Source organism: Amycolatopsis albidoflavus, from assembly GCF_039525725.1.
GTDB lineage: Bacteria > Actinomycetota > Actinomycetes > Mycobacteriales > Pseudonocardiaceae > Amycolatopsis > Amycolatopsis albidoflava.
The window spans coordinates 197403-220963 of the sequence record NZ_BAAAHV010000027.1; the positions used below are offsets into that span (position 1 = coordinate 197403).

The 23561-nt window shown below is 68.9% G+C and carries 22 protein-coding genes; 8 read left to right on the top strand and 14 right to left on the bottom strand.

The features are described 5' to 3' along the window. Positions 1-14: 14 nt before the first annotated feature. Positions 15-1166 carry a PucR family transcriptional regulator gene (locus ABD156_RS42570; protein WP_344286929.1) on the top strand — a complete coding sequence of 384 codons (1152 nt, stop codon included), beginning with the start codon at positions 15-17 and terminating at the stop codon, positions 1164-1166. 55 nt (positions 1167-1221) lie between these two features. Continuing rightward, positions 1222-2598 (top strand): aldehyde dehydrogenase family protein, encoded by a 1377-nt coding sequence (locus ABD156_RS42575; protein ID WP_344286931.1) that lies wholly within the window; start codon positions 1222-1224, stop codon positions 2596-2598. A 59-nt stretch (positions 2599-2657) separates the two neighbouring features. Here ABD156_RS42575 and ABD156_RS42580 read toward each other — a convergent pair whose 3' ends face one another. From ABD156_RS42580 to ABD156_RS42625, 10 genes are all read right to left on the bottom strand, one after another. Continuing rightward, positions 2658-4268 carry an FAD-dependent monooxygenase gene (locus ABD156_RS42580; protein WP_344286934.1) on the bottom strand — a complete coding sequence of 537 codons (1611 nt, stop codon included), beginning with the start codon at positions 4266-4268 and terminating at the stop codon, positions 2658-2660. An 11-nt stretch (positions 4269-4279) separates the two neighbouring features. Then, positions 4280-5242, bottom strand: a complete 963-nt coding sequence (locus ABD156_RS42585) for a flavin reductase (RefSeq protein ID WP_344286936.1) — start codon at positions 5240-5242, stop codon at positions 4280-4282. A 5-nt stretch (positions 5243-5247) separates the two neighbouring features. Next, the gene (locus ABD156_RS42590) at positions 5248-5886 is read right to left on the bottom strand and encodes a 4-carboxy-4-hydroxy-2-oxoadipate aldolase/oxaloacetate decarboxylase (protein ID WP_344286938.1); all 639 of its coding nucleotides are present in this window, start codon (positions 5884-5886) and stop codon (positions 5248-5250) included. Next, positions 5883-6530, bottom strand: coding sequence for an RraA family protein (locus ABD156_RS42595; RefSeq protein WP_344286940.1), 648 nt, complete (start codon positions 6528-6530; stop codon positions 5883-5885). The genes ABD156_RS42590 and ABD156_RS42595 overlap by 4 nt, the downstream gene beginning before the upstream one ends. Beyond that, on the bottom strand, positions 6530-7198 hold the full coding sequence (locus ABD156_RS42600) for an RraA family protein (RefSeq protein ID WP_344286942.1): 669 nt from the start codon (positions 7196-7198) through the stop codon (positions 6530-6532). The genes ABD156_RS42595 and ABD156_RS42600 overlap by 1 nt, the downstream gene beginning before the upstream one ends. A 2-nt stretch (positions 7199-7200) precedes the next feature. Beyond that, a complete protein-coding gene (locus ABD156_RS42605) occupies positions 7201-8217 on the bottom strand; it encodes a DODA-type extradiol aromatic ring-opening family dioxygenase (RefSeq protein ID WP_344286944.1) in 1017 nt (338 codons plus the stop codon). Positions 8218-8227: 10 nt separating this feature from the next. Next, the gene (locus tag ABD156_RS42610) at positions 8228-9229 is read right to left on the bottom strand and encodes an amidohydrolase family protein (RefSeq protein WP_344286946.1); all 1002 of its coding nucleotides are present in this window, start codon (positions 9227-9229) and stop codon (positions 8228-8230) included. An 18-nt stretch (positions 9230-9247) separates the two neighbouring features. Then, the gene (locus tag ABD156_RS42615; RefSeq protein ID WP_344286948.1) at positions 9248-10702 is read right to left on the bottom strand and encodes a 4-hydroxyphenylacetate 3-hydroxylase family protein; all 1455 of its coding nucleotides are present in this window, start codon (positions 10700-10702) and stop codon (positions 9248-9250) included. 151 nt (positions 10703-10853) lie between these two features. Beyond that, the gene (locus ABD156_RS42620; protein WP_344286950.1) at positions 10854-12347 is read right to left on the bottom strand and encodes an aldehyde dehydrogenase family protein; all 1494 of its coding nucleotides are present in this window, start codon (positions 12345-12347) and stop codon (positions 10854-10856) included. Beyond that, positions 12338-13942 (bottom strand): thiamine pyrophosphate-binding protein, encoded by a 1605-nt coding sequence (locus ABD156_RS42625; RefSeq protein ID WP_344286953.1) that lies wholly within the window; start codon positions 13940-13942, stop codon positions 12338-12340. The genes ABD156_RS42620 and ABD156_RS42625 overlap by 10 nt, the downstream gene beginning before the upstream one ends. Before the next feature lie 135 nt (positions 13943-14077). On the opposite strand from ABD156_RS42625, the gene ABD156_RS42630 reads away from it, so the two are divergent. Further along, the gene (locus tag ABD156_RS42630) at positions 14078-14986 is read left to right on the top strand and encodes an SAM-dependent methyltransferase (protein WP_344286955.1); all 909 of its coding nucleotides are present in this window, start codon (positions 14078-14080) and stop codon (positions 14984-14986) included. Positions 14987-15280: 294 nt separating this feature from the next. After that, complete coding sequence (locus tag ABD156_RS42635) at positions 15281-16975, top strand: bifunctional diguanylate cyclase/phosphodiesterase (RefSeq protein ID WP_344286957.1); 1695 nt, start codon at positions 15281-15283, stop codon at positions 16973-16975. Here the strand turns inward: ABD156_RS42635 and ABD156_RS42640 are convergent, their stop codons facing one another. Both ABD156_RS42640 and ABD156_RS42645 read right to left on the bottom strand, forming a co-directional pair. Continuing rightward, positions 16976-17497, bottom strand: coding sequence for a phosphoribosyltransferase family protein (locus ABD156_RS42640; protein WP_344286959.1), 522 nt, complete (start codon positions 17495-17497; stop codon positions 16976-16978). Positions 17498-17543: 46 nt separating this feature from the next. Beyond that, a complete protein-coding gene (locus ABD156_RS42645) occupies positions 17544-17942 on the bottom strand; it encodes a VOC family protein (RefSeq protein ID WP_344286961.1) in 399 nt (132 codons plus the stop codon). Positions 17943-18026: 84 nt separating this feature from the next. On the opposite strand from ABD156_RS42645, the gene ABD156_RS42650 reads away from it, so the two are divergent. Next, positions 18027-19025 carry a helix-turn-helix transcriptional regulator gene (locus ABD156_RS42650; protein WP_344286963.1) on the top strand — a complete coding sequence of 333 codons (999 nt, stop codon included), beginning with the start codon at positions 18027-18029 and terminating at the stop codon, positions 19023-19025. Here the strand turns inward: ABD156_RS42650 and ABD156_RS42655 are convergent. Then, positions 18968-19387, bottom strand: coding sequence for a MarR family winged helix-turn-helix transcriptional regulator (locus ABD156_RS42655; RefSeq protein ID WP_344286965.1), 420 nt, complete (start codon positions 19385-19387; stop codon positions 18968-18970). The genes ABD156_RS42650 and ABD156_RS42655 overlap by 58 nt on opposite strands. Positions 19388-19454: 67 nt before the next feature. On the opposite strand from ABD156_RS42655, the gene ABD156_RS42660 reads away from it, so the two are divergent. The 3 genes from ABD156_RS42660 (at position 19455) to ABD156_RS42670 (ending at position 21789) form a co-directional block, all read left to right on the top strand. Beyond that, positions 19455-20216 carry an alpha/beta fold hydrolase gene (locus ABD156_RS42660; protein ID WP_344286967.1) on the top strand — a complete coding sequence of 254 codons (762 nt, stop codon included), beginning with the start codon at positions 19455-19457 and terminating at the stop codon, positions 20214-20216. A gap of 47 nt (positions 20217-20263) precedes the next feature. Further along, positions 20264-20806, top strand: coding sequence for a cysteine hydrolase family protein (locus ABD156_RS42665; protein WP_344286969.1), 543 nt, complete (start codon positions 20264-20266; stop codon positions 20804-20806). Positions 20807-20943: 137 nt separating this feature from the next. Next, the gene (locus ABD156_RS42670; RefSeq protein ID WP_344286971.1) at positions 20944-21789 is read left to right on the top strand and encodes an SAM-dependent methyltransferase; all 846 of its coding nucleotides are present in this window, start codon (positions 20944-20946) and stop codon (positions 21787-21789) included. Between the two features lie 109 nt (positions 21790-21898). On the opposite strand, the gene ABD156_RS42675 is transcribed toward ABD156_RS42670, so the two are convergent. Further along, positions 21899-23425: an MFS transporter gene (locus ABD156_RS42675; RefSeq protein ID WP_344286973.1), complete on the bottom strand. Its 1527-nt coding sequence runs from the start codon at positions 23423-23425 to the stop codon at positions 21899-21901. Positions 23426-23561 lie beyond the last annotated feature (136 nt).

Consider the following 23561-nt stretch of genomic DNA (forward strand, 5'->3'; position numbering starts at 1 on the left):
CGGAAGAGGCGAGCATGACTCTCGAAGGACAGGTGCAGGCCTACGCGGACCGGCTCGGCCGGCCGATCATCGTGTTCGACGTCGACTTCACCGTCATCGCATTCAGCGTGCACGACCAGGACGTCGACCACGCCCGGTTGGCGATCATCTTGTCCCACAAAGGATCTTCGCGGGCCAAGGAGTCCATTCGGGACTACCGGGTCGGCCAGGCGCAGGAGCCGGTGCGGATTCCGCCGCTCGACGGCGGGCAGTCCCGGCTGGTCGCGCCGGTCCGGCACGAGGGACGACTGGTCGGCTACCTGTCCTCGACGATCCCCGAGGACGACAACTCCGCCTACGAGGACGACGACGAGTTGCGCGACCGCCGCGCGCAGATCGGCTTGCTGCTGGCCGCCATGGCGCTGGGCAACCGAGAGGACGAGGACCGCGCGCGACGGTTGCTCGCCGCACTGCTCGAAGGCACCGACGACCAGCGCGTCCGGGCCGCGGACGAACTGCTCGCGAGCGGTCTGCTCTCCCCCGTCCCGCACTACACGGTGATCTCGATCGCGACCCCGCCGCGGGCGGAGCCCAGCTCAGCGACGCTTCGGCTCGTACTGGACCGGGCGCTGTCGAGCATTCCCGTCTTCCCGACTCTGAAGGCGGCCGGCGCGGTGCTCGGCAGCGAAGCGATCTTGCTGGTGCCGTACGAGATCGACACCGAGCGGCTGTCGGCCCTCCTTGCCCAGCCTGCCTTTTCCGGCCTGCACGCCGGTGTCGGCGGAGCGCACGCGCCGCTGTCCGGCGTGCACCGCTCGCTGCGGGAAGCCCGGATCGCCTTGCGCGGCGGCGACACCGGCTGCGTCGCCCACTGGTCGAAGCTGGGATTGGATCGACTGCTGCTGCAACTCCCGCTCGAGGACGTTGACATCGCAGATCTCCCCGATGCCGTACGACGGTTGCTCGACGCGCAGTCCGGACCGGATCTCGCACAGACGCTGGAGACCTACCTCGACTGCGGCTGCGACGCCCAGCGCACCGCACTGACCCTGCACGTCCACCGCAGCACCCTCTACTACCGGCTGGATCGCGTGCGGGCAGTCGCCGACGTCGATCTCGCCGACGGGAAGGTGCGCCGGGAACTCCACACCGGACTGCGGATCGCGACGCTCGCCGGTCTTCGCTAGCCCCGCCGCTCCCAATTGACTATATTCAATGTGAACTTTTACGGAAAGGTCCCGCATGAACGCACTGCTGACCACCGTCTCGGTCGCCGACGACCGCGGGCGGCCGATCCTCGACGCCGCGACCCGGGAAGTCGTCGGCCACGCACCGGTGCACACCGTCGACCAGCTGAACGCCGCGATCGCCGCTGCCGCGACGGCCCAGCCCGCCTGGGCCGCACTGGGACACGCTGAACGATCGCGAATCCTGCACGTCATCGCCGACGACATCGACGCGCACGCCGAAGAACTCGGCGAGATCATCACCGCTGAGCAAGGCAAAGCCGGCGGCGCTGGCGAGGCCCACGGCGCCGCGCACTGGCTCCGGTCCGCCGCGGACACCGTGCTCGAACCGCAGACGCTGCCGGACGGAGCGGAACAGCACTACGTCCCGCTCGGCGTCGTCGCGTCGATCGGCCCGTGGAACTTCCCGGTGATGATCGCGGTGTGGCACGTCGCGCCGGCATTGCGCATGGGAAATACCGTGGTGCTCAAGCCTTCCGAGAACACTCCGCTGAGCGTGCTCGCCCTCGCGGAGATCTTCCGCCGCCACCTCCCCGCGGATGTGCTGACCGCGGTCTCCGGGGATCGCGAGGTCGGTGCCGCGCTGGCCGCGCATCCGCGGATCGCCAAGATCGTGTTCACCGGCTCGACCGCGACCGGCCGCCGGATCGTGGAAAGCTCAGCGGGCAACCTCGCGCGGCTCACCCTTGAGCTGGGCGGAAACGACGCCGCGATCGTGCTTCCCGGGACTGACGTGGACGCCGTCGCGGACAAGTTGTTCTGGGCCGCCTTCATGAACACCGGGCAGGTGTGCGCCGCGCTCAAACGGCTTTACGTGCACGAATCGATCTACGACGACGTCGTCTCCGCACTGGCCGAGCGCGCCGAGAAGGCACCGATCGGGCCAGGACAGGATAAGGCGAACCGGCTCGGGCCAGTACAGAATCCCGCGCAGTTCGAGATCGTTTCCCGGCTGGTGGAAGAGGCGCGGGCGCGCGGGGCCCGGATCGTCACCGGCGGCCTGCCGGCGACGGAGCTGGGTCCGCTGTTCTACCGACCGACGATCATCGCGGACGTCGAGGACGGTGCCGCGGTGGTCGACGAGGAGCAGTTCGGTCCGGTGCTGCCAGTGATCCGATACTCCACTGTGGACGACGCAGTGCAGCGGGCCAATGGCACTGACCAGGGATTGGGTGCTTCGGTGTGGGGTCCCGACGCTGACGAAACCGACGCGGTGGCGCAGCGGATGGAGGCGGGCACCGTGTGGATCAACCAGCACGGCGGCGTCGATCCGGCGATTCCCTTTGGCGGGACCAAGTCGTCCGGATACGGGCTGGAGTTCGGCGTCGAAGGCCTGAAAGCCATGGCGGCCAGCAAAATCATCCGTCGCTGAAACCAGTGAAGGCCTCCTGGAGGGATTTCCTCGAGGAGGCCTTCACCGTGGGCCGGGGGTCAAGCGCCGCGAAGCTTTTCCCACAAGTCGGCCGCGGCCGCCCGGTCGGGCGGAGCACCTCGCCACGCCACAGTCTGGTCCTGACGTACCAGCGTGATCGAGCAACGATATTCATCCGGCAGCGCGTCGACTTCAACGACCGTGAAGGGGATGCCTCGGTCTGCCGCTTCAACGTTCAGCGCTGAGATATCTACACCGCGCCCGGCTATTGCGGTGTAACCGGGTGAGAAATGGTCGTACAGCGAGGAGCCGTCCGCCAGTGTGAAGTGCGGGGCGCGGCAACCGGGCACAGTGGACGGTGTGTAGCTGCCCATCGTGTAGCCGGGAGCTTCTTCGCGGTCGTAGGCGATGATCGGGGAATCGTGGTACGCGTAGCCGTAATTCAGGCCAGCGGCGGCGAACTGCGGCTCGTTCAATTCCCGCACCGCCGCGCCGAAAGCCGCACGTGCGGCTTCACCGTTCGTGGTGTCATCTTCGAGGTCGGCGGGAAGTCCTGGCCGGGCGAGCTTCCGCTGGTGGTTCATCGCGAAGTGCGACACCTGTTCGGTGATCGGCCGCCGCTCGGCTTCGTAGGCGTCCAGGATCCCTTCCTCGGCCCAGCCGCCGAGGTGCGCGCCGAGCAGCCAGGTCAGGTTGAGCACGTCCGCGATGCCCGCGTTCATCCCGAATCCGGCGAACGGCACCCACAGGTGCGAAGCGTCTCCGGCCAGGAACACCCGCCGGTCGCGGAACCGGTCGGCGAGCAGCCGGCGCGCGATCCAGTCCTCTTTGGACACGACGTCGTACTCGAACGCCTCGTCCACACCCAGAATCGCGCGAATCGCCGCGTCCCGGTCGACGACCTCCTCCGCCGACGAAAGATACGTGTGCACAAGGAAGGTTTCGCTGCCGTCAATCGCGTACACGTGACCGACGCGGCGGGCGTTGAACGTGTAGTAACCCCACGCCCGCGGTTCGTCGGCGGACATCAGCGAGTACAGCTTCGGCGCGCGGATACAGGTGGACTGCACGTGCTGAAGCACCGGATCGCCGCTGAGCTTCGCACCGATCTGCTTGCGCACCGCCGAACGGCCGCCGTCCGCGCCGATGAAGTACCGAGCGCGGAGAGTCCGTTCGCCTGAGCCGTCGGAGACCACTGCCGAGACCGACGACGCGTCCTGCTCGACCGAATGGAATCGCGTGCGGTTGAGCAGCGTCACGCCGGGCGCGGCGGCGGCGTTCCGGGCGAGGATCGGTTCCAGGAACGTCTGGTTGATCCGGTGCGGCGGTTCCGGCGTCGCCCAGCTCGTGTCGGGGCCGACGCGCGAGGTGTACCGCTCGCCGCTCGCCGGGATCGGGATGCGCGACAGTTCCCGCCCGGTCAGCGAGGTCCGGAACGCGACGTCCTGCGGATAGTCGCACGGCAGCCCGGCCGCACGCACTTCGGCCGCGATGCCGAGCCGGCGGAAGCTCTCCATGGTGCGCGAGGCGACGTGATTGCACTTGACGTTCGGCGGTTCGAGAAACTCCCGTTCCTCGACGACGATCACCGACACCCCGCGGCTGCTCAGGTCGAGTGCGGCGACGAGACCGACCGGACCGGCCCCGACGATGAGGACGTCTGCGTCCATGGTTTCTCCGTTCAGCACGGCATTCCTTGCGCCACCACGCCAAGGTGCTCAGTCATCAGTCGACGAGCAGCATCCTCGTCACGGTCCTCAATGGCCTGAAGGATGCGGCGGTGCGCATCGACGGCACGAGAAGCCCGCTCAGCGTTGGTATGCATGGCATATACGCTTTCCCGCGGCCGGTTGAGCGCGCCGACCGACGCGGCGATCGCCGGGTTTCCGCTCAGCATCCCCAGCCGGGCGTGGAATTCCAGCGACAGCGGGTTGTACCGGCTGGCGTCGTGGACGTGCTTCTCCGATTCCTCGACCAGCGCCCGCAATTGCGCGACCTGGTCGTCAGCAGCGGCACGAGCGGCGAGCGCGGCGGCTGCCGGTTCGACCGCGTGCTGCGCTTCCAAGAGCTGTTCGGTTCGCATGCCGTGTAAATGCAGCTGAATCGAAAGCGAATCGGCGATCCGGCCGATGTCCGCCTCTGCTTCTTCCACTGTGTTGAGTTCGCGGTATTCGCCGGACCAGTACAGCAACGGCTGCCCGGTCCCGCCGCCCGCGGAAACGACTTCGCCGACGAGAATGATGTGGTCGCCGCCGCCCAGCATTGTGTGCACGGTGCAGTCGAACCAGCTCAACGCACCGGTGACCACCGGCGCACCGGTAGCCTCGGTGTGCGTCTCGACCTCATCGAATCGCTCTTTGCTCCGGCCGCGGCCACGGCGGGCGAAGCACGCGGAAACCTCCTGCTGATGGCGGCCGAGCACGTTGATCGCGAAGACCCCGCTCGCGCGGATCTCTTCGAGGATCGGGCTGTGCGAATTGATCGACACCGTCACCAAAAGCGGGTTCAGCGACAGAGAAACGAACGAGGTCGCGGTGATTCCGTAAAGGTGCCCGTCGAGCGCGGTAGTCACCACAGTGACGCCTGAAGCGAATCGTCCGGCTGCCTGCCGGAAGCTGTCGATCCGTTGCTGGTCGGAGGTCATCGGGTTCACCTCGCTCCGTCCGGAACGCCGAGATGACGGAAGTCGTAGACGTCCAATGTGGTCTCACCGGCGCGTAGACGGTCCATATAGGACTCTTCCTTCTCCGCACGAGCCCGGGACGCGGCCAGAACACGGTCGTACTCGTCCGCCGGAAGAACGACGATCCCGTCCCGGTCGGCCACGACGACGTCTCCGCGCCGAACCACCCTGCCGCGCAAGGTGATCGGCCGGCCGACCGTCCCCGGCCAGGCCTTGATCGTGCCGCGGATCGAGATCGCCGTGCTGAACGCCGGGAACCCGAGCGACGCGAGCTGCTGCGTGTCGCGGACGCCGCCGTCGATGACCAAACCGCAAATGCCGCGCGCCTGCGCCGCGACCGCCAGCACCTCGCCCCAGTACCCGAACGGTGCGCCACCGGCGTCGACCACAAGCACATCACCAGGACCAGCAGCTTCGATTCCGTGGTGCAGCGCCAGATTGTCGCCGACCTGCGCGGACACTGGCACCGCGCGGCCGACGATCTGCGCGCCGTCCCAGGCTGGCCGGAACGCGGCGTCCAGGAAACAGTCCATACCGGACGCTTCGTACAGCGTCGCCGTGCCGAGCGTCAGCAGTTCCTTGGTGTCTTCGGCCAATGTGGTCATGTGTCCGCCCGCTGCAGATCGTGGTAGCCGTACTTCGCGCGGGCTTCGGCGATCGTCGCGCCGCCGAGCGCAGCGGCGAGGATCGCCTCCTCGCGCGCCTGGATCATCTCGGCGACCTCCAGCACGTCGTCCTCGCAGTCGCGCGGGATCGCGACGACACCGTCCGAGTCGCCGAGCAAGATGTCCCCGTGGCGGACTGTCACGCCGCCGATGGTCACCGGTCCGCGTTCCTCGGCCACCTCGACCCGGTCCTTGCCGGTGCGCATGAAGCGACCGCGACTGTAGATCGGATAGCCGATGGACAACGCGCGATGCGTGTCGCGGCAGACACCTTCAATGACCGTGCCGGAGATGCCGCGCTGATGCGCGACCGCGGTCAGGATGTCGCCCCAGACCGTGCAGTCGAGACGACCGTCGTTGTCGAGCACGATCACCTGACCAGGCTCGACCTGGTCGATGAAATCGCCGACCGTGCCCGCCGGGACCTGCGCGCTGACATACCGCACGGTGAACGCACGGCCGATCATGCGCTGTCCGTCCGCGAGCGGGGCGAGGCCGAGCAGGCTGCCTGGGCGCTTGAGTTTGTCGAGGGCATCGGAGACCGTCGCGGTGCCGAGCCCGGCGAACCGGTCAAGGAGAGACATCAGCGCTGCTCCACAGTGACTGAGGGGAATTGGGAATCGTGCATGACCTCTTGCACGTCACGGCCGGAGCGGACGGCCTCCGCCATCCGGGCTTCGCGCTCGGCGATCCGCTGCGCGAGCTCGATGACGCGTTCGGCGTCTGCAGCGGCGACGAAGACGACGCCGTTGACGTCCGCGAGCACAAAGTCTTGCGGGGCAACGGAGATACCAGCGATCTGAATCCGCTCGTCCATCGCGGCCTGCACGATGCGGCCCCGCGCGCTGACCGGAACGGCCGTGCGGGCGAACACCGGAAGCTTCAACGCTTCGCTCTCCTGGACGTCGCGGCAGGCACCGTCCACGATGACGCCGGCCACGCCACGCCGGACCGCGGCCTCGGCGAGCAGGCCGCCCCAGCAGGAGACGTCCGTACGACCGTGGTTGTCGATTACCACGACGTCGTCCGGTTCGGTGATCGCGACCAGCGGGGTGGCGATGTGCGTCGCCGGTCCAGCGGTCGCTTTGGGCGCAGCGGTGACCGTGCGCACGCGACCGGCCAGAACCGTACCCGCAGGCCACATCGGCTTCAGTGCGGTGACCGCGCCGGGCAGGCCCAGCGTATCGAGCGCGTCGGAAACCGCGCAGCTGTCGAGGCCGCGCAGTGCGGTGATGATCTCTTCGGGAGACATGGTCACTTCCGTTCCCAGGTAAGGAAACCCATCGCGTTGCCAGTGCCAGCTTCGGTTCGGTAGCACGGTTCGTAGTCCACACTGGTCACGGCGAGACCAGCCTCGTCGGCGATCCCGGCAACTGCGATCCAGTTGCGCAGCTCCGAGGCACCGGACCGCATCTCGGCGGCCGGGACGGTCGAAAGGTAGTCGGCGTCGTGGTCGCGCAGGGCCTGAAGGAACTCCTGGTCCAGCTTCTCGTCGATCACGAAGTGGCTAAGCCCGCCCGAAGCGACGACGCCGACGCGCAGGTCGCCGGGGAACGACCGGATCGCCCGGCCGACCGCGCGCCCGAAGTCGTAGCAGCGCTTGGCTCCCGGCGGATTCGGCTCCCAGAACGTGTTGATGAAGATCGGCACCATCGGCAGCGTCGATTCCTGGCCGAGGAACCGCTGGTAGATGAACCCGAAGCCGTGCGGGATCGTGTGATTCTCGTACCGCCCGGCCGGGATGACCTCGGTGGCGCCGGTGTCGAAGTCGTCGGCTTGGGTGGACTGGATGATGTGCTTGCCGAGCGCGCGGTGCGTGGGCCGCATGATCGTGCGGTCCGGGACGTCGCCGGTCGCGGCCTCGGCCAGGCCGGGAGCCATCGCGTCGAGCTGTGCCTGGGTGAACGGCACGTGCGCGACCTCGTCGCCCCAGAACACCGAGAACGGGGCGAGCCATTCGTCGCCGTAGGTTTCCTTGTGGTCGCTGGAAACTATCACCAGGACGTCGACGTCCTGGGCGCGAATGAAGTCCGCGAGCCGGTCCATCGACCGCTGGCAGCTTTCCCAGCGACGAGCCATCACCTCGGGAGTGATCTCTTGCGAAAAGTCCTCCCGCAGCTCGCGAAGCTCCTCGTAGCGGTACGTCTCGCCGCGGAATTTGAGCCCCTTGCTGGCGCGGTCTGCCGTGCCCCTGGTGTCCCAGGCGTGCGGCGGTGGCGCCTTCAGCTGCGGTCCGTGCGAGGTGCCGATCCCGGCGACGATCTCGGTCATGATCTCCCCCTCAGAGCTGGAAGAGCGCGCGGGCGTTGTTCTCGAGGACGTCGGCGCGCTCCTTCTCGCCGAGCCAGGCGATGTCGTCGATGAGCAGGTGGATGTCGTCGAACCAGCGGCCGGTCTCCGGGTCGATCTGCGATCCGGTGCCCGGTTTCTCCGAGCCGAACAGCACCCGGTCGGTGCCGACGACCTTCATCAGCAGCTCGAGACTGTCCTGGGTGTACAGGCAGGAGTCGAAGTGCAGTCGGCGCAGTTTGTCCAGATAGGACACACCGGTGCGCACCACCGACGGCAGAAAACGGCCCACCTGGTACGGAATCGCGCCGCCGCCGTGCGAGACGATCACCTTGAGGTCCGGGAAATCCTTCAGCACGGTGGAGTTCACCAGGCTCCACACCGCGATGGTTTCTTCCTGGATGAAATGCAGGCTGTACGGCTCCCGCGCCGGCGGTTTGCACCCGGCAGCGTGCAGCAGCACCGGCACGTCGAGTTCACACAGCACCTCGTACACCGGGTACCAGTACCGGTCGCCGAGCGCGAGCGGGGTTTCCGTGCCCTCGTAAGGATCGGTGTTGAGCATCGCACCGACGAAGCCGAGTTCGGTCACCGTGCGGCGCAGTTCAGCGGTCCAGTCCCGGGGCGTCAGGTCCGGGCTCTGCGGGAGTCCGGCGACGCCCTTGAACCGGCCGGGGAACAGTTCCGTCGCGCGGTGGATGAGGTTGTTGGTCTCCTCGGTGAACCACTGCACGAGCTTGGCGGGCCGTTCGCTGTGCATCATCTGGAACGGGCGCGGCGAGATCATCTGCAGGTCGATCCCGGCACCGTCGAGGTGCGCCAGATGCGAGATGTCGCCGAAGCTCGGGTGCGGGGCGTGATACGCGGCGGCGAGCGCGTCGTCGCTGATGGCGGGCGGTTTGCCGCCGTGCGCGCCGCGGTGCGACAGCAGCGAGGCTTTCCAGGCGTAGTAGGCGTCCGGCGCGGACATGTGGCCGTGGACGTCGATGATCACGGGATGCTCCTTGCGGTCTCAGACGAGCGGCTTGCTGATGAGTTCGTCGACGCGCGCGTCGGTCGCCGACGTGTCGTAGAAGCGCAACAGCCGGGTGCGGCCCGCGCCGGGGTCGCCGCGGTGCAGGTACTCGTAAAGTTCCTGGCGCATCCCGAAACTCGAGCCGGCGAGCTCCCAGCCGAGCCGGAACAGCCGTGCCTTCTCCGCGGCTCCGATGTCGTGGCCGCGCATGTAGAGGTCCAGGAACGGGCGCAGCTCCGGGTTCGCGAGGTCGGCTTCGGTCGGCTGCATGATGAGGCCGGACGCGGCGACCTGGCGCAAGATCTGCACCATCCGCGCTGAGATGTCCGCCGACCAGAAGCCGACGCCGTTGGTATTGCTCGGGGCGAGGTGCCCGCCCGGCGTCACGACCGCGTCGGCCTCGGCGCCCTTGATCGCCAGTTCGAGCGTTTGGACGTAGGAGATCAGTTCGCCCAGCTGTTCCTGGATGCCGCGGAAGGTGTCCACGCCGATGGAGTGCGCGAGCTTCTTCGCGACCGAGGTGAAGAACTTCATCCGGGCGAGGAAGCGGATGTGCGTGCTCTGCAGGCTCCAGACGTTGATCCGGCCGAGGCCCTTGAGCGCGCGCAGGGAGTCGCCGAGCAGGAAGATGCGTTCGCGCGGCAGGAAAACGTCGTCGAAGAACAGCATCGCGTCCTGCTCGTCGTACCGGTTGCCGAGCGGGTGCGAGTGGCCGCTCTCCGGCGCGCCGAGCGGTTCGCGCAGCAGGATCTTCAGGCCCGGCGTGCTCATCGGGAGCGCGAACCAGATGACGAAGTCTTCCGCGCCGCGTGCCGCGGTGACACCGTTGAGGTACACCAGGACTTCGTGGGAGAACGGCGCGAGCGTGGCGAGTTGCTTGGCCCCACGCAGGATTACGCCGTCCTCGCGCTCCTCGACCACGCGCAGCGCGAGGTCCGGGTCGTCGAGCGGGCTGGCGCTGCGGTCGATCTGCGGGTCGCCGAGGGCGTGCGTCAGGACGAGGTCGTTTTCCATGGCGAACCGGCGGTAATCCCGGGCGTTCTGGCCGAAACCTTCGCGGTTCTGGTCTAGTTCGTCGGCGTAATCGGCGAGACCCGCCGCGACATTCGACATGAAGTCGGGCGAACGGCCGAGCTGCCCGAGGCTTTCCCGCATCCACCATTCCGACGCGGCGAATTTGGCGCGCAATTCCTCCGGGGTCTTCGGCAGCGAAAACGCGTAGCTCACCTCGTTGCCGGTCTCCTCGGACTTGAACAGCGTCGCCGCCCGCCCCTCGGGGGTGGCGAACCGCAGGTCGAGCAGCCGGGCGAACTCGTCGACGGTCGGCTTCAGCGCGGGGTGTTCCGCGACATTCTCGATGCGCTTCCCGTCGAGCCACACCTCGCGGCCGTCGTTGAGGCTCTTTTTGTACTGCTCGCCGGTCAGCGCCCCGGTGGCACCGGAAATGTCCATGTACTCCGACTCCTTTGTCTGTGACGGGCCCGCACCGGGCGACGATTCGAAGCTACGGAAATCGCGGCGCCACGGAATCGGTCCGCTGCGGGAATCTCCGCCAGGGGTTTCCGACACCGTGTAGGAAAGTCCGACGCGGTGTCGGAAACCCTCAGTGCTGGATCGTCGGAACCGTCACCCATTGCCAGTAGGTGAATTCGTCCAGGTTCCAATGCCCGCCGTGCCGTCCGCCGTTGCCGGACGCGCCGAGGCCGCCCATCGGGATGTGCGCGGCGTCGTAGATGGTCTGGCCGTTGAGCGCGACCATCCCGGCGCGCAACCGCGAAGCGAAGCCGAGGGCGCGCGCGACGTCGCGGCTGTGGATCGCCGCGGACAGGCCGTATTCGGTCGCGTTGGCCAGTTCGAGCGCCTCTTCTTCGGTCGAGAAGCGGGTTACCGGCGCAACCGGGCCAAAGATCTCGCTGCGGAAAGCCGCGTTGTCAGCTGTGACGCCGTCCAGGATGGTCGGTTGGTAGTACGCGCCGTCGTGCGTGGCCCCGTGCACGACCCGCGCTCCCCCGGCGACCGCGGCCTCGACGATGCCGTGCACCCGCTCGGCCTGCGCGGTCGTGATCAGCGGGCCGAGGGTCGTCCCCGGTGCCTTCGGGTCGCCGAGCCGCAGTTTCTCGGCGGCTGCTTTGAGCCGTTCGACGTACTCATCGGCGATGCTTTCGTGGACGAGGTGCCGTCCGGTGGCCATGCAGATCTGGCCTTGGTGCCGGAAAGTTCCGCCGACGCCACCGGCCACGGCTCGGTCGAGATCGGCGTCCGCCAGCACGATGAACGCGTTGTTGCCGCCGAGTTCGAGCACTACCCGCTTGAGCAGGCCGCCCGCGATCTCGCCGACTCGGCGGCCGGCGGCGGACGAGCCGGTGAACGAGATCGCGTTCGTGTGCGGCGAACGCACCACAGCCTCGCCGGTCGCGGCACCCCCGGGCAGCACGTGCAGTACGCCGTCGGGCAGCCCGGCTTGCTCGAAGATGTGCGCGAGCACTGCGCCTCCGGAGAAGGCAGTCTTCACGTCCGGCTTGACCAGCACCGCATTGCCCAGCGCGATTGCGGGGGCGACCGAGCGCATGGCGAGCATCAACGGCGCGTTCCAGGGCGCGATCACCCCGACGACACCGACGGGGATTCGCCGGGCCAAGCCCAGCGTCGTCGGGTCTTCCACCGGGAGGAGATCGCCTTGCGACATCGTGACCAGCCCGGCCGCGGCGATCAGTTCGTCGATCGCTTTGTCGACCTCGTGCTTCGCCTTGGCGGGCAGCGAGCCGCTTTCGCGCACGAGCACGTCCTCGACGTCGGCGCGGATTTCGCGCAACGCGTCCGCTGCGCGAGTGAGGACGTCGGCCCGCACCCGGTACGACGCTCGGCTCCATTCGGCCTGCGCCTGCGCGGCGCGCGCTCCGGCCCGCTCGACGTCGTGCTGGTCGGCGATACCTGCGAGGCCGACTTTCCCGCCGTCGCCCGGCGAGACCACCGGCTGCGTGCCTCCCCCTCCGCTACGCCAACCGCCGGAGTAGATCTGCCCGTCTGCCTCGCGGATATCCCACCGGGCCATGTGCGTCGCCTGCCAATCCTGGTGCGGGTTCGGAATCACTGCCACAACTCGTCATTCACGCGGACCTCGATCAGCCGCGGGCCGTCCTCCGGGTCCTCGGCGAGTGCGGCTCGCAGCCCGTCGGCGTCGTCGACCTTCGTCGCCTTGATGCCGAATGCCTGCGCCAACGTGGCGATCTCAACGCCGCTGATGTCGGTGAGCGGATACTCGTCGCGCTCGCCCCCGCTTTTCTTCAGACCGGCGACCACGGCTTGGTACTTCCCGTTGTTCACCACGAGATAGGTCACCGGCAGCCGATACCGCACGACGGTCCAGAACGCCGGCACACCGAACTGGACCACGCCGTCGCCGACCACCGCGAGCACTCGCTCGCGCCGCGCCATCGCCACCCCCGCCGCGGCTCCCATTCCCCAGCCGAGCGAGCCGCTCGCGGTGGCGAACAGCGAATCCGCCCGCGTGCGCTGGAGAAACCGCAGCAACGGCAGCGTCGAGGTGACCGCGTCGAGGACCAACAGCCGTTCCCCGCCGATGACGTCCGCGAGAATGCGCATCGCCAGCGCAGCGCTGAACTCCCCGTCCCACGGAACTTCGGCCTCCCAGCGGGCTCGCCGGGCTTCACTGTCCTTCCGCACCCGGGCAAGCCATTCGTCGCGAGAAGGCGCGCGGACCCCTGCCGCCAGCTCGCGCAGCACCGCCGCGGTGTCGCCGACAACCGCCCCAGCTGGCACGTAGCGGCGGCCCGGCTCGGCCGCGTCTTCAGAGAGATGGAGCAGAGGGACGCCGGACGGCAGCGCCGCGACCTCGGCCGAGAACTCCAGCGGCGTCGGCATGCCCGCCAGCACCAGCAGGTCGGCGTCCGCCAGCAGCGGCGCGCGGGGGTCGAACACTCCGGCGTAGTGCGGATGATCCGTGCGGAACGACCACCGTTCGAGGTCCCGCCGGGACTCCACGAACACCGGCGCGCCAAGCCGTTCAGCCAACCGCTCCAGGTCTGCCTCGGCCCGCCGCCGCGCGACGTCCGATCCAGCGACGACCACCGGCCGCCGCGCCGCGTCGAGCAGCGCGCTCGCGTGCCGAACCGCTTCCGCGGCCGGGCCTTGCCGCGCACCCCGGCGGACCGGAGGCGCGACGCCGGGTTCGGCCGTCAGATGGTCTTGCGGGATCGTGAGAATCGCCGGTTGCTCCGGAACGACCGTGGTGTGCCACAGCGTCCGGCTGAGATCTTCCAGCAGGTCCTCCGCGCGGAGGTTCTGCCAGGCGTGACCCACGTACGGCGCGGCTGTTTCGAGCAACCGTGGCGAAGTCGTCAATGCGCGGTGCGGGAGGGTCGCCGTCCCTTTGATGCCAGCGAGAATCGCGACGCTGCTGCGCGCGACCTGCGCCGCGTACAGATGTGCCAGGCCGTTCGCGACGCCGACGTTCGTGTGCAGGTAGGCCACGCCGATCCGGCCGGAGGCGCGCGCGTAACCGTCGGCCATGGACACCGAGATCGCCTCGTGCGTGGTCAGCACGAACTCGGGTCCGCCTCGCCTGGCGGCAAGAGCGTCGAGCACAGGTATCTCGCTGGTCCCGGGACAGCAGAAGACGTGCTCGATTCCCCACTGCGCCAAGGTTTCCAGCAACCGCGCGGCAGCCGTCATGCCCAGCACGCTACGCAGCACGCCGGGCCGGGCGCTCCGACGCGGCGACGGAAGAAACCTGGCGAACTGTGCGACACGGTGTCGGGATCGGAGTAGGTTGCGGTCTCGACACCCGGCGAAAGACAAGGCGGCTCAATGACTTCTGCCCGGCACGACGGAGACACCTGGGACCTGGCGTCCAGCGTCGGCGCGACCGCGACCATGGCCGCGGCGGCGCGGGCGATCGCCACCCGCGAGGACGGCACGCTGTTCTCCGACCGGTTCGCCGAACCGCTCGTGCAGGCAGTCGGTGTCGACCTGCTCGCCAAGCTGGCGTCCGGCGCGTCCGCCTCCGGCGCCCTCGTCGGGCAGATCTGGATCGACGCGGCCAAGATCCGCGGCAAGTTCTACGACGAGTTCTTCCTCGCCGCGGCGGACGCGGGCCTCACCCAGGCCGTGATCCTGGCGTCCGGATTGGACTCGCGCTCCTACCGGCTGCCCTGGCCGGACGGAACCGTGGTGTACGAGATCGACCAGGAGCCGGTGGTCGAGTTCAAGGCCCGCACCCTGGCCGAACTGGGCGCCGAGCCCACCGCGGACCGGCGAGCGGTCGCCGTCGACCTGCGCGAGGACTGGCCCGCCGCACTGCGCGCCGCCGGTTTCGACCCGGCCCGGCCGACCGCGTGGAGCGCCGAAGGCCTGCTGGGATATCTGCCGCCCGAAGCACAAGATCGCTTGCTGGACACCATCACAGAACTCAGCGCGCCGGGAAGCCGGGTCGCCACCGAAAACCGGCCCAACCCGCGTCCCGGCGACGAGGACAAGACGAAGGAACGCCTCGACCGCATCTCCGAGCAATGGCGCGGCGAGGGTTTCGACACCGACATGACGAGGCTGCGCTACTTCGGCGAGCGCAACGAAGCGGCTCCCTACCTGACCGGGCTCGGCTGGGAGGTGCGGGGAAGCACCGTCCGGGAGCTGCTCGCCGACAACGGCCTGCCGCCGCTTCAGGACGACGATCTGCGCATGGGCGACCTTCGGTACATCACCGGCGAATGGGGCTAGCACACCGGCCTGTCGTGAGGGGAACCCTCACGGACTCTGAGTCTCTTAGGGTTCCCCTCACGGCACGCCGCTGGCGCATCGCTCGTGGTCAAGCCATCACGCCTGGTCACGTGTGGTTCGTAGCCGATTTGTGATGGTGGTCACGGGCCATACCGCGGGTTTGCCCCGCGCGGTCGCGAATCCCGAGCACAGTCCCCGATCCCGAAGAGTTTTCCGGTTCGGCCGCCGGCCGGGCAGGTCAACGGGAGATAACGGTTTTGTGGAGATCCGTGCGTTCCGGGCGAGGATTTGCGTGTGCTCGCCCCTGCCGACCAGGTCCGTTTCGCCTTCGAGCCGCTGTACAGCCTCTACAGCGGCTCGGCTGTCGCAGTCGAAGCGGTCGGGCATCCCGCGGCGGGCTGGGTCCAGGACCTCCTCGACGCGGCGGGCGACCAGGCCCAGCTGATCGACGCCGACCTCGACCTCGCCGCCCGGGCGGCCGCCGCAGCCCCGCAGGTCGCGGCCGGGGTGTCGCTGCATCTCAACCTGAGCGCCAGCGCCGCCGGCGCCCCCGCCGAGCGGTTCATCCCGCTGCTGCAGACCCTCGAACGCGCGGGCCGCCGTCCCGCCGACGTCGTACTGGAAGTCACCGCCCCGCTCGCCGTCCCGAATCCGGGCACTCTGCTGCAGGGCCTGCACCGGCTCCGCGACCTCGGCTTCCGGCTGGCTTTCGACCGGCTCGGCGCCGCGGGCCTGCCAATGAATCTCCTCGCCGAAGCGCCGATCGAGATGATCAAACTGGACCGCGCGACGTTGCGGCGGCTTCCGGCGAACGCGGCGACGGTCGCGCTTGTCGAGGCGCTGGTGCAATTCGCCACGCAGACTGATTTGCGGCTCGTCGCGACGGGAATCGAGAACGACGCGGAACTCGACGTCGCGCGACGCGCCGGAATCCGTCTCGTGCAAGGGAATCTGTTCGCCACCGCCGCCCCCGAACGCGTGCTGCCCACCGCCGAACGCGGCGACCAGCCGGGAACCACGGCGGTCTCGCCCGCCGCCGGACTGCGGATCCCGGAATTCCTCCGCCAGGCCAAAACCCTGCCCGACGACGCGACCTGCGACGACGTCCACGCGATCCTGTCCGCCGAGCACGCGCCGAAGGCCATCGTCGGGCTCGACCAGCAGGCGCGTCCACAGTGGACGATCGACCGGATGCGCTTCCTGCTGGCGGTGACCGGCCGGTACGGGCACGCGCTGTACGCCGGGAAACCCGCCGCGAAACTGGCCGGCCCGCCGCGGCTCGTCCGGATCGACACCGGCACCCGCGAACTGCTGGAGATCATCGCCGACGGCGGAGCCGAGCACAGCGGCGACGACCTCGTGGTGACCGACGCGTCCGGCCGCTACCAGGGCGTGGTGCGGCCGAACGAGGTGATGCGCCGGATGGCCGCGGTGAAGGTCGAGGCAGCGGTCGCGCTCAACCCGCTCACCCGGCTGCCCGGCAGCGACGCGATCGCCCACGACGTCGCCCGCCGCGCGGACGCCGGACGGCCGTTCGTCGTGGCCTGGCTGGACATCGACCAGTTCAAACGGCTCAACGACACCGCCGGGTTCGCCGCGGGCGACGACCTCATCCGCGCCATCGGCCGGGCACTGACCGACCACGCCCGGCGGCTCGGCGACGTCACCGTCGGGCACGTCGGCGGCGACGATTTCCTGGTCGTCTGCGGCGTCGAGGACATCACCTCGCTCGCCGACGCGGTCCTCGGCCACGGCTGGTCGGCCGACGGTGTGTCCGTCACGCTCTCCCTCGCGAGCCTCGTCCAGACCGGCGCCTCAGCGGGCTCGTACCGCGAAAGCGCGCGGCTGCTGGCGCCGTTGAAGAAGCAGGCCAAGGAGATTCCGGGATCGAGCTGGGTCAACAGCTGGCCGGGCGCCGGACGGGCCCAGATTCTCCGCGGCGGCAAGGAAACGAACGGCCGGGCGCCGATGCTGCTTTCCCGGCAGTAGTCAGCACTCCGGCAGTTCGTCCGCGGTCAGCAGCGCGTGCAGCCTTCCGAGGCGCGGCCGCGCGGCTGGACCGAGCTGATCGACCAGCACTGCGCAGCCGATCAGCTCCGCACCCGCCTCCAGCACCAAAGCACGCACCGCCAGCGCCTGACTGCCCGTCTCGATCCAGTCGTCCACCAGCAGCACCCGGTCGCCCGGAGACAACGCCGAGCGCTGCATCCGCAGGACGTGCCGGAAACCCCGGTAGTCCGGGTCTGTTTCGCGGGTCAGCTTTTCGCCGGGGAACATCCCGGCGGCCTTCCGGACGGCGGCGAACCCGACGCCCAGTTCCAGCGCGACTGCCCCGCCGAGCAGGAATCCCCGCGACTCGATCCCACACACGGCGGTCACGCCCGCGTCCCGGAACGGCTCGGCCAGCGCCCTGACCACCTCGGCGAACGCCTCGCCGTCGCGGAAGACCGGCCAGAGATCGGCGTGTCCGTCGACCCACCGGAACCGGTCGAGCAGAAGAGCACGTGTCATGCCGCGATCCTGGCCGGTCGGCCCTCGGCAGGGCCAGCCGATTTCGTCACCTGGCAAGCCGAGCCCTTGCCTCCTCGGTCTGCGGCGCGAACAGGTTCACCAGGTTGCCGTCCGGATCGCGGAAGAGCAGCGAGCGGTTGCCCCACGGCATCGTCGTCGGCTCCTGCACCACCTCGGCGAGCAGCGGCCGGAGCCGGGTGAACTCGCGGTCCACGTCCTCGACCTGGAATTCCAGGATGACGGTCCGGTTCGACTCCGGCACCGCCGCACCCGCGCTGAACAGCGCCATCGTCTCGGCGCTGCCGATCGCCAGGGTCGCGGTCTCGCCGACGAACTCGGCGAACTGCTTCGCCGGGCGGCTCGCCACGAGGCCGGTCACCTGCTCGTAGAAGGACGTCAGACGGTCGATGTCACCGGTGATGATCCGGACGGAAGTCAACTGCACGGCCAAATTCCTCTCTGGTTGCTTAGTGGCCACGCTAGAACCAATAGTGGACAGGATCCGCCCGGTATTGCGAGAATTCTCCGTATGACCCGGCCGATCGCCCGCGTGCTGGCGCTGCTGGAAATCCTGCAGGGCGGCGGCACCCGGACCGTCGCCGAACTCGCCGGGCGGCTCGACGTGGACGAGCGCACTGTCCGCCGGTACGTCGAGCACCTGCTCGACCTGGACATTCCGGTCCGCTCCGTGCGCGGCCGCTACGGCGGGTACCGGCTCGCCCAGGGCTACCGGATGCCGCCGCTGATGCTCACCGACGAGGAGGCGCTCGCGGTCCTGCTCGGGCTGGTCGCGGGCCGGCGCGCGGGGCTGGTCACCACCTCGGTCGCGGCCGCGGAAAGCGCCGTCGCGAAGGTGCGCCGGGTGCTGCCCGAGGCGCTCGGCCGCCGGCTCGACGCGCTGCTGGAGGTCGCCGACTTCACCGCACCCGCGCGTGCCGCGCTCACCGCCGAGGCCGAAGTGCTGCTCGCGGTCGCCGAGGCAGCGCGCGACCAGCGGCCGGTCAAACTCGCCTACACCGCGGCTCACGGCCGCAGCAGCGAGCGCGTCGTCGAGCCGTACGGTGTCGTGGCGCATTCCGGCCGTTGGTATCTCACCGGCTTCGACTCAACCGCCGGGCAGGTGCGCACGTTCCGCGTCGACCGCATCGAACGGGCCGAACCGCAAGACGGAACCTTCAGCGCCCCAACGGATTTCGACCCCACTCAGCAGGTGCTCACCGGTATCGCCGAAGCCCCGCACCGGCACGACGTATCAGTGCGGATCCGCGCGACCGCGGAGGAGATCCGCGCGGTGTTCCCGCCGTCCATCGCCATCCTGGAGGCGGACGGCCCGTGGACGCGGGCGCGCATCCGAGCCGAACGCCTCGACTGGATCCCGCCCCGGCTCGCCGCGCTGGACCGGCCGTTCGCCATCGAGCGGCCGGACGCCCTCCGCGACCAGATGCGCGCTCTCGCCGAACGGCTGACCGGTTACGCCGGGTCAGACTCCAGCGCGACGTCCAGCAACGCGCCCAACTCATTCAACTGAGCCGCCGACAGTCGGCTGAACGACGTCTTCACCACCGCATCCGCCAGTTCCTGCCCCGCCGCCCGCAACTCGGCGCCCTTCTCCGTCAGCCGATGCCGCACCGCGCGACCCGGGCCGGGCACCCGCTCGATCAGGCCGCGGTCGACCATCCGCGCGGCCAGCGTGCCGAAGGACTGGTCGGTCTGGAAGGTCAGCACGGCGAGGTCGTGCAGCGATGCCTCCGGGTGATTGTCCAAGTGGCGCAACGTATCCCACTGCACCAGCGACAGCCCGAGCGGCTGCAGTGCCTGACTCAGCGCGCGGTGATGGCGGTGCTGCAGGCGCTTAACGGCCAGTGCGACGTCGGCGTGGCGGTACCTCATGGCCGGGAAGCCTACCCCGGTTCAGAACAGGTTGCTTATCTAAGCTTCCTTATATAAGCTTCCTGATATGACTTCCTCCCAGATCCTCCAGTTCCCGTCCTCCGGTCCGGTCGAGATCAGCGTCCAGGACCACGACCGCACCCGGACTTTCCTGCTGCTGCATGGCGGAGGCGGCGTCGCGACGATGGCCGGTTTCGCCGGCCTGCTGGCCGAACGCACGCGCTCGCGAGTGCTGCTCCCCACCCACCCCGGCTTCAACGGCACGCCGAAAGCCGCCGGACTCACCGACGTCACCGCGCTGGCCAAGGCGTACGTCGCGATGCTCGACCACCTCGGCGTCTCGAACGTCACCGTGGTGGGCAACTCCTTCGGCGGCTGGCTGGCCGCCGAAATCGCCCTGCTGCACAGTCCGCGAGTCAGCCGCGCGGTGATCGTCGACGGCATCGGCATCGAGGTCGACGGCCATCCGCTGGCCGACGTCCGCGGCAAGACGGTCGCCGAGATCCAGCAGTTCTCGTTCCACGACCCGGCGAAGGCGCCGACCCCGCCGGCCGGCAGCAGCGGCCCGAGCCCGGACGTCCTGGCACTCGTCGGCTACACCGGTCCGGCGATGACCGACCCGACCCTGGCCGAGCGGCTGGGCAAGGCCGAGACCCCCGTCCACGTCGTGTGGGGCGAAAGCGACCGCATCGCCGATCCGCGGTACGGCGAGGCCTACGCGGCCGCGATCCCGGGCTCGACGTTCACCGTGCTTCCTCGCACCGGGCATTTGCCGCAGGTCGAAACCCCGGAGGAACTGCTCGAAGCGCTGTTCGCCTTCGACGCCTGAGCACGCCTCCGGGTTAAATGGCGGCTACTGCTCAAAGGGGGATTCTCATGACCACCGCGCTGATCATCGGCGACATCCAGCGGGGCATCACCGACGGCTACCCGTTCGCCCGTCAGGTCGTGCCGCCGCTCGCCGACCTGCTGCCGCGGGCCCGCGAAACCGGCACCCTCGTCGTATTCGTGCATTTCGCCATGCGGGACAACGGAACCGACCTGCCCGACGGCGCGCTGTACCGCTCGTTCTTCGAGGCCGGAGACGCTTTCCACGAGGGTTCCCCCGGCACTGAACTGACGCTGCCGGTCGCCGAAGAAGACGTCATCGTCCTGAAGCGCCGGGCCAGCGCGTTCGCCGGAACCGACCTCGACCTGGTGCTGCGTGCCCGAGGCATCAGCCGCGTCGCGATCGCCGGGGTCGCGACCAGCGCGATGGTCACCGCGACGTGCTACGACGCGGCGGATCGCGGCTACCAGGTGACCGTGCTGCGCGACGGATGCGCCGACGGCGACCAGGCCGTCAACGACTTCCTGCTGGACAAAGTGTTCCCCAGCCGGGGATTCGAGATCGTGTCCTGTGCCGAGTGGACCGCGTGAGCACGCGGTCGCCGCTGGTCAGCGCGGTGAAATAAGGCTGGCTGGCATCCGGGCGGCACCGGTTTCGCGACGTCGGCGAAGTCCGCTACTCTCAGTACGGCAACTATCACCGTGTCAGCACGCGGGAGGTACGCGTCGTGGCCGACGCAGTCAACGCACCGCCGGGGGTCAACCCGAACCAGTCGAGCGCGGCCCGCGTTTACGACTATCTCCTGGGCGGGAAAGACAATTACGAGATCGACCGGCAGGTAGCCAGGGAAGCCGCCCGGGTGATGCCGGACATCGCGGAGACCGCGCGGGTCAACCGGCATCTGATGACCCGGATCTGCCGCTTCCTCGCCTACCACGCGGGCGTCCGCCAGTACATCGACTGCGGGTCCGGCATGCCGACCGCGGAAAACGTGCACCAGATCGTGCAGCGCGCGGACACCGCCGCGAAGGTCGTCTACGTCGACTACGACCCGGTGGTGGCCAGCCACGGGCGGGCGCTGCTCGACGAAAACGAGTTCACCGAATACATCCAGGCGGATTTCTTCGACCCGCCGAGCATTCTCGACCATCCGACGGTCAACGAGCACCTCGACTGGGACCAGCCGATCGCGGTGCTGTTCCTGCTCGCGCTGCACCACCAGACCGGCGACCGCGAGGTTCCGGCGAAGGTGACGAAGGAATTCATCGACCGGCTCCCGTCCGGTTCGTACGTGGCGATCTCGCACCTGCTCGACGCGCACGACGGTTCCGAGGACGACGAAGCAGTGCAGGGCATCATCGAATCGATCCACAATGGCTCGATGAAGGACGTCTCGTCCCGCACCCGCGCCGAGATCAAGGAACTGTTCCACGACATGGAGCTGATCCCGAGCGGGCCGAACAAGCCGGCGGAGATCGTGCCGGTGGTCGAATGGTGGCCGGACGGTCCGTTGCTGGGCGACCCGACGGTGGCGCAGCGGATCGTCGCGGTCGGAGTCGCGCGGAAACCCTGACGGCGCACTAGATTTGCCGCGGGCCGGTGTCCCGAGCTTCTGGCTCGGGACACCGGCCCGCTGTCGTGTGTCGTGGAAACCCTGACCGCACAACAGGTCTGCCGGGTCGTCAAGACGCGACCGGCACCGGCTCCGCAACCCGCGCCGCCGCCGTGGACCGCCGCAGCGCGACCATCCCGACCACCGCGAACACCACCACGATCGCCGCGCCGATCCCGGCCACCGTGTGCAGCCCGGAAGTGAACGCATCCCGCGCGGTGGCCAGCAACTGCTCTCCCGTCGCACCGGGCAGCGTCGCGGAAGCCGCCATCGCACCGGCCATGCTGTCGGTCGCCTGCGCGGCCGCCGCGGCGGGCACGTGTGCCGGAACCGCGATCTGGCCCCGGTACACCGCCGTCGCGACGCTGCCGAACACCGCGATCCCCATGGCAATCCCGAATTCCGCGCTGGTCTCCGACATCGCCGAAGCCGCGCCCGCGCGCTGCGGCGGGACCGAACCGACCACCATCTCGGTGCACAGCACGCCCTGCGGCCCCATCCCGAAGCTCGCGATCGACATGCCCAGCACCACGAATGTCACACCGCCGGAGCCGCTGGCCAACGTGAACAACAGGATTCCGCCCGCCGCGACGAGCATTCCGAAGCCCAGTACGAATTCCGGACGGAACCGGCGCGCCAGCCGAGGCGCGATCATCGACCCGGCGACCACCGCGAGCGCCTGCGGAACCAGCGACAGCCCGGCGTCGACAGTGCTCAGCCCGGCGACCATCTGCAGATACTGGCTGACCAGCAGGAAAACCCCGCCCATGGTGACCGCGCCGACGAGCATGATCGCCACCGCCGCGCTGAACGCGCGCACCCGGAACAACCGCAGGTCCAGCAGCGGATGCTCGAGCCGCTGCTGCCGCCGGACGAACACCGCGCCGACCGCGAGACCGGCGGCGAGCACGACGATTTCGGTCAGGGACAAGCCGTTCTTGGCGATTTCCTTGAGCGCGTAGATGACCGGCAGGATCGCGGCGAGCGAGAGGCCGACGCTGGCGAGGTCGAGGCGTCCGGCCGAGGTGTCGCGGTACTCCGGCAGCAGCTTCGGCGCGGTCGCGAGCAGCAAGACCATCACCGGCACGCCCATCAGGAACACCGAGCCCCAGCGGAAATGCTCCAGCAGGAACCCGCCGGCGACCGGGCCGACCACCATGCCGCCCATGAAGCAGCTCATCCACACCGCGATCGCGGTGCCGCGCTGCTTCGGGTCCTGGAACATGTTGCTGATCAACGCGAGCGTCGACGGCATGAGCGTCGCCCCGGCGATCCCCAGCACCGCCCGCGCGGCGATCAGCATCTCCGGACTGGTCGAGAACGCCGCCGCGACCGACGCGAGCCCGAACGCGCCGCCGCCGATCATCAGCAGCTTCCGCCTGCCGATCCGGTCGCCGAGGGTGCCCATCGTGACGAGGAACCCGGCGATCATGAAGCCGTAGATGTCGATGATCCACAGCAATTGCGTGCTGGAGGGCCGCAGATCCGCGGCGAGGTGCGGAACCGCGAGGTGCAGCACGCTCATGTCCAGCGACAACAGCACGGTCGGCAGGGCCAGCACCGCCAGGCCCAGCCACTCGCGTCGTCCTGCACTCATTGGTCTCTCCCCTGAAGTCGTCTCGTCGGCGGTCTCGCTGACTGGTCTCACTGACCGGTCTCACTGACGCGACGATCGGGGTGCGGGCGGATCGACATCCCGGGGAGAACTTTTTTCGCGCGGGTTTCGGCGGGAG